This is a genomic window from Acinetobacter sp. YH12040 (genome assembly GCF_013420005.1).
Taxonomy (GTDB): domain Bacteria; phylum Pseudomonadota; class Gammaproteobacteria; order Pseudomonadales; family Moraxellaceae; genus Acinetobacter; species Acinetobacter amyesii.
The window spans coordinates 1-6,429 of record NZ_VOZB01000026.1; the positions used below are offsets into that span (position 1 = coordinate 1).

Consider the following 6,429-nt stretch of genomic DNA (forward strand, 5'->3'; position numbering starts at 1 on the left):
GCTTACGCGCCTGCGCAATGGCTGCGTCTGGCGCCAGATACCGGCCTCCATCGGAGAAACTGTCCGAGGTTATGTTGACGATGCCGAAAATGATGAGCGATTTATTCATGGGGGCTTCTATAATAATAATAATCGAGCATGAGTCTCATACGGATGCTCGGGTCGAAAGGGAATCCCCAGGCGAGTAACCTGTTTGCGGTGATCCATTAGCTGCAGGAGCAGAAGAGCATACATCTGGAAGCAAAGCCAGGAAAGCGGCCTATGGAGCTGTGCGGCAGCGCTCAGTAGGCAATTTTTCAAAATATTGTTAAGCCTTTTCTGAGCATGGTATTTTTCATGGTATTACCAATTAGCAGGAAAATAAGCCATTGAATATAAAAGATAAAAATGTCTTGTTTACAATAGAGTGGGAGTGACTGGCACTCACAGGCAATGTCTGGCACTGGCTGGCATCACAGCTGAGACTTCAATATCTCGCAGTTGAGCGATAAACTGTATAAAAACACAGTATCGCAAGGATGCGGATCATGCCCCAAGTGGCGGCCAGGATGGCCAGCCGGGACGAGAACACTGGTCGTTACCAGCGTCACCGGCCCGAGCAAACCCTGCTCTATCGGATCGTCGAAGAATACTACCCGACGTTCGCTGCCCATTTGGCGGCGCAGGGCAGGGAACTGCCCGGCTATGTGCAACGCGAGTTTGACGACTACCTCAAATGCGGCCGTCTCGAACACGGCTTTCTGCGGGTGCGTTGTGAGTCGTGTCACGCTGAGCACCTGGTTGCGTTCAGCTGCAAACGTCGGGGCTTCTGTCCTAGTTGTGGCGCACGGCGTATGGCCGAAAGCGCCGCGCTACTGGTCGATGAGGTTCTGCCCGTACAGCCCATGCGCCAATGGGTACTCAGCTTTCCCTTTCAATTGCGCTTTCTGTTCGCCAGCCGGCCGGAGGTCATGGGCCGGGTGTTGGGCATCGTTTACCGCGTCATCGCCACGCATCTGGTCAAGAAAGCGGGCTATACCCACCAAGCGGCCAAGACCGGTGCCGTCACCCTGATCCAGCGCTTCGGCAGTGCACTGAACCTCAACATTCACTTTCACATGCTGTTCCTCGATGGCGTGTACGTTGAGCGTCCCAATGGAACAGCCCGGTTCCTCTGGGTCAGGGCGCCGACCAGCGCCGAACTCACCCAACTGGCGCACACCATCGCCCATCGGGTCGGCCGCTATTTGGAGCGGCAAGGCCTACTGGAGCGGGATGCTGAAAACACTTACCTGGCCTTGGATGCGGTGGATGAAGATGCGATGACTCCACTGCTGGGGCATTCCATCACGTATCGCATCGCCGTGGGGCCACAGGCAGGGCGCAAGGTGTTCACCCTGCAGACACTGCCCGCCTGCGACCCGGAAGATCAGTTTGGTGACATGCCCGGTAAGGTTGCCGGTTTCTCGCTACATGCCGGCGTAGCGGCCAAGGCCCATGAGCGCAGCAAACTCGAACGGCTGTGCCACTACATCAGCCGCCCGGCGGTGTCTGAGAAACGGCTGTCGCTCACGAAGAATGGCAACGTGCGCTACCAGCTTAAGACGCCGTACCGGGACGGCACCACGCATGTGATCTTTGAGCCGCTGGACTTCATCGCAAGACTGTCGGCGTTGGTGCCGAAGCCACGTGTGAACCTTACCCGGTTTCATGGGGTGTTTGCGCCCAACAGCAAGCACCGCGCCCTGGTTACACCTGCCATGAGGGGCAAGGGGAGCAAAAAGGTCAAGGTATCGGATGAGCCGCCAACACCCGCTGGGCGGCGAGCGTCGATGAAATGGGCACAGCGGCTCAAGCGTGTATTCCAAATCGACATCGAGACTTGCAGCGAATGCGGCGGTGCCATGAAGGTGATTGCCTGTATTGAAGATCCGGTAGTGATCAAGCAGATCCTCGACCATCTGAAGCAAAAAGCCGAAACCAACGAGTCCAGCCCGTTGCCCGAGAGCCGGGCACCACCGGCTGGCCTGTCGCCGGGTCTGTTTACCTGACCCGTCCCAAACGATTCCGATCACGATGCTGCGGTAATTCAGCCGCGGCAGGGATGCGTTATGCCGGCGGCTTGGGTTGGCCCCGGCTGTCGGGAAAAACGGGTGAATTTTCGGCGGGATCGATGGCTACACGGGCCGGATTCAGAATCACCCACTGGCAAAGCAGGCCGTCATTCGCGGTCTACAGTGGCTGGACTTGGAGAAAAACGGCGTTTATTCTTCCTATACTCTTTTATATCTGATAATTGCAGATTAAATTCAGATAATAAAACATTTACAATATTTTTGAATTGAGTTTCAGAATAAAAAGCTTTATTATGATGTTTTATTCTGGATAAACGCTCTAGTTCCCAATATCTTAATAATGACAATTTACCACCATCATATTCCCAAAGTGAAATATTTTGGTCGTGCCTTTTTGTATCTGTTTTATAAAAATTGGCATACTTGTTTATCTCTACATATGCAAATAAGTAGTAACCTTTTTCCAATTAAGTACCCTTTTATTTAATATCTTTGAGTTCTGCTTCTGTGGACTTTTTCTAATTTTGATTGTTCTTTTAAAAGTTTTTGATAAGAACCTTCTACGAGTTTTTTCTTGTCTTGGCATACAAACTGCTTATATGTATCGAACATTTTAATCCATTGAATATATGTCCAATCGGAAAAATTTAGTTCACTATCTAAATTGATAATTTTTTTCAAACGTTTTTGCTGTTCATAAGAAAAAATATTTTTTGTTTTTTGTTTAAAATTTAATCCTGGGGCAGTATACATATATGATAAAAAATCCCAATATTCTAACATTGTTGCTTTTTTTATATCACAATATTCTTTTTTATGGAAATGCACAAGAACTATAGACACGTTGGGTTTTGGTTTAAAATCTGAAGGCAAAAACTCATAAGCCAGTTTTATATCATATAACGGTTTGAACATAAGTGATTTTAATGTGTCTTTATAATATGGAGTGCCTGCGTATTTTAACATTGCTTCGTACTGCATTATAATATACATATCTTGTGGCGGGTTGATTGCTGTTAGTAATCTTGTTAAGATTTCTCCCGTCATATTAAACGGTATATTAGAAAAAACTTTATAATTGCCATCAGGAAGTTTTATGTTCATAAAATCTTGATTGATAAGTGTTAGTTTTTCACTATTCAAGTTTTGCTTTAAAAATTGATACAAAGAGGTGTCTAATTCAATTGCAATTACACTTTTACTTACTCTTAATAAATGTTCGGTTATTATGCCTTTTCCCGGACCTATTTCATATACAATGTCAGTATTATTTATATTGCTATTTTCAACAAGGCTACTAACTAATTTTTTATCGTGTAAGAAATTTTGTGAATCCCTAATATTTCTTTCCATAAATTCCCTTTAATTGCATAATCTTTAATAGTTTATATAATTAATTATAAGATGAAACGTACAGTTTGTCAACTATTGCCATTTAAATTGGACATATAGCAAGCATACAAAATAATGGTGTTTTTACATATAAAAAACTACTAATACTGGTTACAAATCTTAAACCAAATAAAAATTTGCATAAAAAAAGATGTGATGATTATTAAATTCTTCACAACTTTTATATGTTAATATTTAACCAAAACATTAGATTTTAATATGTTTAGTATTTTACTCTCATACTGGCACCGTGAAGTCTACGTCAATTCCCCAAACATTTAGAGTAAGTGCAAAAAAGCCATTTTTAAAATTTGTTTCGGACAAGTAAAAAGTTTTAGGCTCATCAATTCCCCAATAATATATATCTATATATTCTGCATAAAGAAATTTTTGAGATTCTTCATCGTATTTTATGCCTTCGACACCATATCCCTCTTGAAACCTATAATCGCCTAGTATATTGACAAATTCATGTGATAGATAAGGTATTGCATAGTTTTCATCATTGTTATCGTAGACAGCAATTAAGAGTTGGAATTCATAAGTATCATCATTAGAGTCGATTGCATTAATCGTTATCCATTGTAAACCGACACTTGTGTTGTCATATACAAAATCCTCACCTATTAAAACGGTAATAAACTCATTTGAAATTTCATTAAAATCGTAGAGATCGTAAATTAGTACCTCAAAATCTAATTTTAGACCCGAAAAATCCAAATCCATTGGCACAATTAGTAATGGATTTCTGTTGATTGAACCATATGAGGCATAGCTAACACCATAGTCAATTATGTCAGAATAATCAGTTATGTCAGAAAGATCCATATCGGCTATATTAATTATAACTTGTGAATCATGTATTACATCCCCATCTTTAGCAACTAAAAAGGTTTTTGAGGTGAAATAATCTTTTTCATCAACAGTATATTTGATAACTATAAAGCCGTATCCTTCTGTGTCAATGTCATAAGAAACAACCATATCTTTTGTAACTTGAACATTAGAATGTTTGTGGTGATTTATATAATAAATTCCTAGATATAAACTTAGTTTCATGTCGCTTAAGACTTCTTCTAAAGTGGAGCCTAATTTAACGGATTCAGAGTCTATATCAATTTCAATTTTATTATTAAATGCCAAGTTTTTTGAAAAATCATCGCTTGATATTTCATCTAAAATGGTTTTAATTTTTATTTCAAACTCATAACCTTCAATCTCAATTCTTGTATTATGAATGCCTTCATCCAATATTGTTTCTTGATCTTCATCAATTATGTCCTCAAAGCGAACAGTGTTAAAATATCCATTATCGTAAACTAGCACTATATCAGAAAAAAGCATACCTGCATTATATTCATTGATCTCTTCGTCTTCGATTGCGGTATAAAAAATTAGACCATAATTTCCATTAACATCTTTAGTTGGAGAGAGGTTTATAACTGCTAAAACCTCAAATTCCTCGTCATCTGCAACAAACAAGTCTTCGCGTATTAATGCTGCGTATTCGTTAAAGGCAAAAATAACATCTTCCGATATTTGGGTAAATAGAACAGCTTCCCAATTAGAAAAATAAGCATAAAAATCTTGAGTGCCTTTATTTATTACAAGCCGAATTTTCTAAATTACCTAAAGGAGGTAAGGTTCTTTGCTTAGCCGAAGGTGAAGGTCGCAATGCTGTGTTTTTAGCCAAGCAAGGTTATGACGTTACAGCGGTTGACCAGTCTAGCGTCGGCTTAGAAAAAGCACACAAATTGGCGGCTGAACAGGGTGTAAAAATCACCACAGTGGTAGCCAACTTAAATGAGTATGATTTAGGCGTAGACGCTTGGGATGGCATCGTTTCAATTTTCGCTCATGTGCCTCTTGAGTTACGGTTGAAATTGCATAAGCAGGCAGTGGCTGCATTAAAAGAAAATGGCGTCTTTATGCTAGAAGCCTATACAGCTGCTCATATTGACATGGATGGAGTGGGTGGTCCTCCTGCCTCGCAAATAGATATGTTTATGTCGCTTGAAGGGTTGCAGCAAGAACTAAACGGTTTGGATTTTATAATAGGTGCTGAAGTAGAGCGTGAAATCTCTGAAGGAAACTATCACCAGGGTAAAGGAGCAGTCGTTCAAGTGGTTGCCTGTAAGAAATAGTTAGTTAAATAGTAAGTTCTAAGGAAAGTAATGAGTACGTTTAAGCAATGGGTAAACCGTCTTTTAGGAGACGTAGGAACCGTTTTTTACCTATCAATACTCTTTATTGGTTTGTTTTTAATTGCCACAGTCAGTAACCCTGATGGCGTTCAAGAGTTAGCGCAAAAAGCACTGGATGCGACCGCTGATGACTTTGGCTGGTTGTACTTATTAGTGACCAGTGGCTTTGTCATTTTTACACTCTGGTTGGGGTTGTCACGCTTTGGCAGTATTCGCCTCGGGCCTGATGACGAGGCACCCGAGTTTAGCTATGGCTATCGCAAGGATGCGGATCATGCCCCAAGTGGCGGCCAGGATGGCCAGCCGGGACGAGAACACTGGTCGTTACCAGCGTCACCGGCCCGAGCAAACCCTGCTCTATCGGATCGTCGAAGAATACTACCAGACGTTCGCTGCCCATTTGGCGGCGCAGGGCAGGGAACTGCCCGGCTATGTGCAACGCGAGTTTGATGACTACCTCAAATGCGGCCGTCTCGAACACGGCTTTCTGCGGGTGCGTTGTGAGTCGTGTCACGCTGAGCACCTGGTTGCGTTCAGCTGCAAACGTCGGGGCTTCTGTCCTAGTTGTGGCGCACGGCGTATGGCCGAAAGCGCCGCGCTACTGGTCGATGAGGTTCTGCCCGTACAGCCCATGCGCCAATGGGTGTTGAGTTTCCCGTTTCAGCTGCGTTTCCTGTTTGCCAGCCGGCCCGAGATCATGGGGTGGGTGCTGGGCATCGTTTACCGCGTCATTGCCACGCACCTGGTCAAGAAAGCGGGCCATACCCACCAAGTGGCCA

Annotated in this window: 6 protein-coding genes and 2 pseudogenes; 4 read left to right on the forward strand and 4 right to left on the reverse strand. The window is 43.2% G+C overall.

Annotated features, from left to right (window positions below):
- Positions 1 to 109, reverse strand: a pseudogene (locus FTT99_RS16170) (dihydropteroate synthase); the annotation flags it as partial.
- Between the two features lie 418 nt (positions 110 to 527).
- Between FTT99_RS16170 and FTT99_RS16175 the strand changes: the two are divergent.
- Positions 528 to 2,030 carry an IS91 family transposase gene (locus FTT99_RS16175; RefSeq protein WP_180132173.1) on the forward strand — a complete coding sequence of 501 codons (1,503 nt, stop codon included), beginning with the start codon at positions 528 to 530 and terminating at the stop codon, positions 2,028 to 2,030.
- 170 nt (positions 2,031 to 2,200) lie between these two features.
- On the opposite strand, the gene FTT99_RS16180 is transcribed toward FTT99_RS16175, so the two are convergent.
- The 3 genes from FTT99_RS16180 to FTT99_RS16190 all read right to left on the reverse strand — a co-directional run bounded on the left by FTT99_RS16180 (position 2,201) and on the right by FTT99_RS16190 (position 4,928).
- Positions 2,201 to 2,521 carry a hypothetical protein gene (locus FTT99_RS16180; RefSeq protein ID WP_179990683.1) on the reverse strand — a complete coding sequence of 107 codons (321 nt, stop codon included), beginning with the start codon at positions 2,519 to 2,521 and terminating at the stop codon, positions 2,201 to 2,203.
- 16 nt (positions 2,522 to 2,537) lie between these two features.
- Positions 2,538 to 3,407: a 23S ribosomal RNA methyltransferase Erm gene (gene erm / locus FTT99_RS16185; protein WP_107318659.1), complete on the reverse strand. Its 870-nt coding sequence runs from the start codon at positions 3,405 to 3,407 to the stop codon at positions 2,538 to 2,540.
- A gap of 276 nt (positions 3,408 to 3,683) precedes the next feature.
- Entirely contained in the window at positions 3,684 to 4,928 is a 1,245-nt protein-coding gene (locus tag FTT99_RS16190) for a hypothetical protein (RefSeq protein WP_179990686.1), read from the reverse strand.
- Positions 4,929 to 5,077: 149 nt separating this feature from the next.
- Between FTT99_RS16190 and FTT99_RS16195 the strand changes: the two are divergent.
- The 3 genes and pseudogenes from FTT99_RS16195 to FTT99_RS16200 all read left to right on the forward strand — a co-directional run.
- Positions 5,078 to 5,590: pseudogene (locus FTT99_RS16195) on the forward strand (class I SAM-dependent methyltransferase); the annotation flags it as partial.
- Positions 5,591 to 5,620: 30 nt separating this feature from the next.
- Positions 5,621 to 6,100, forward strand: a complete 480-nt coding sequence (locus tag FTT99_RS16645; protein WP_338242671.1) for a BCCT family transporter — start codon at positions 5,621 to 5,623, stop codon at positions 6,098 to 6,100.
- On the forward strand, positions 6,003 to 6,429 hold a 427-nt coding region (locus FTT99_RS16200), incomplete at its 3' end, for a transposase zinc-binding domain-containing protein (RefSeq protein ID WP_373683005.1). The genes FTT99_RS16645 and FTT99_RS16200, both read left to right, overlap by 98 nt.

Excerpts from the sequence above, each read along its gene's own strand:
- erm (WP_107318659.1), bottom strand. The coding sequence starts at position 3,407 with ATGGAAAGAAATATTAGGGATTCACAAAATTTCTTACACGATAAAAAA.
- FTT99_RS16175 (WP_180132173.1), top strand. The coding sequence starts at position 528 with ATGCCCCAAGTGGCGGCCAGGATGGCCAGCCGGGACGAGAACACTGGT.
- FTT99_RS16645 (WP_338242671.1), top strand. The coding sequence starts at position 5,621 with ATGAGTACGTTTAAGCAATGGGTAAACCGTCTTTTAGGAGACGTAGGA.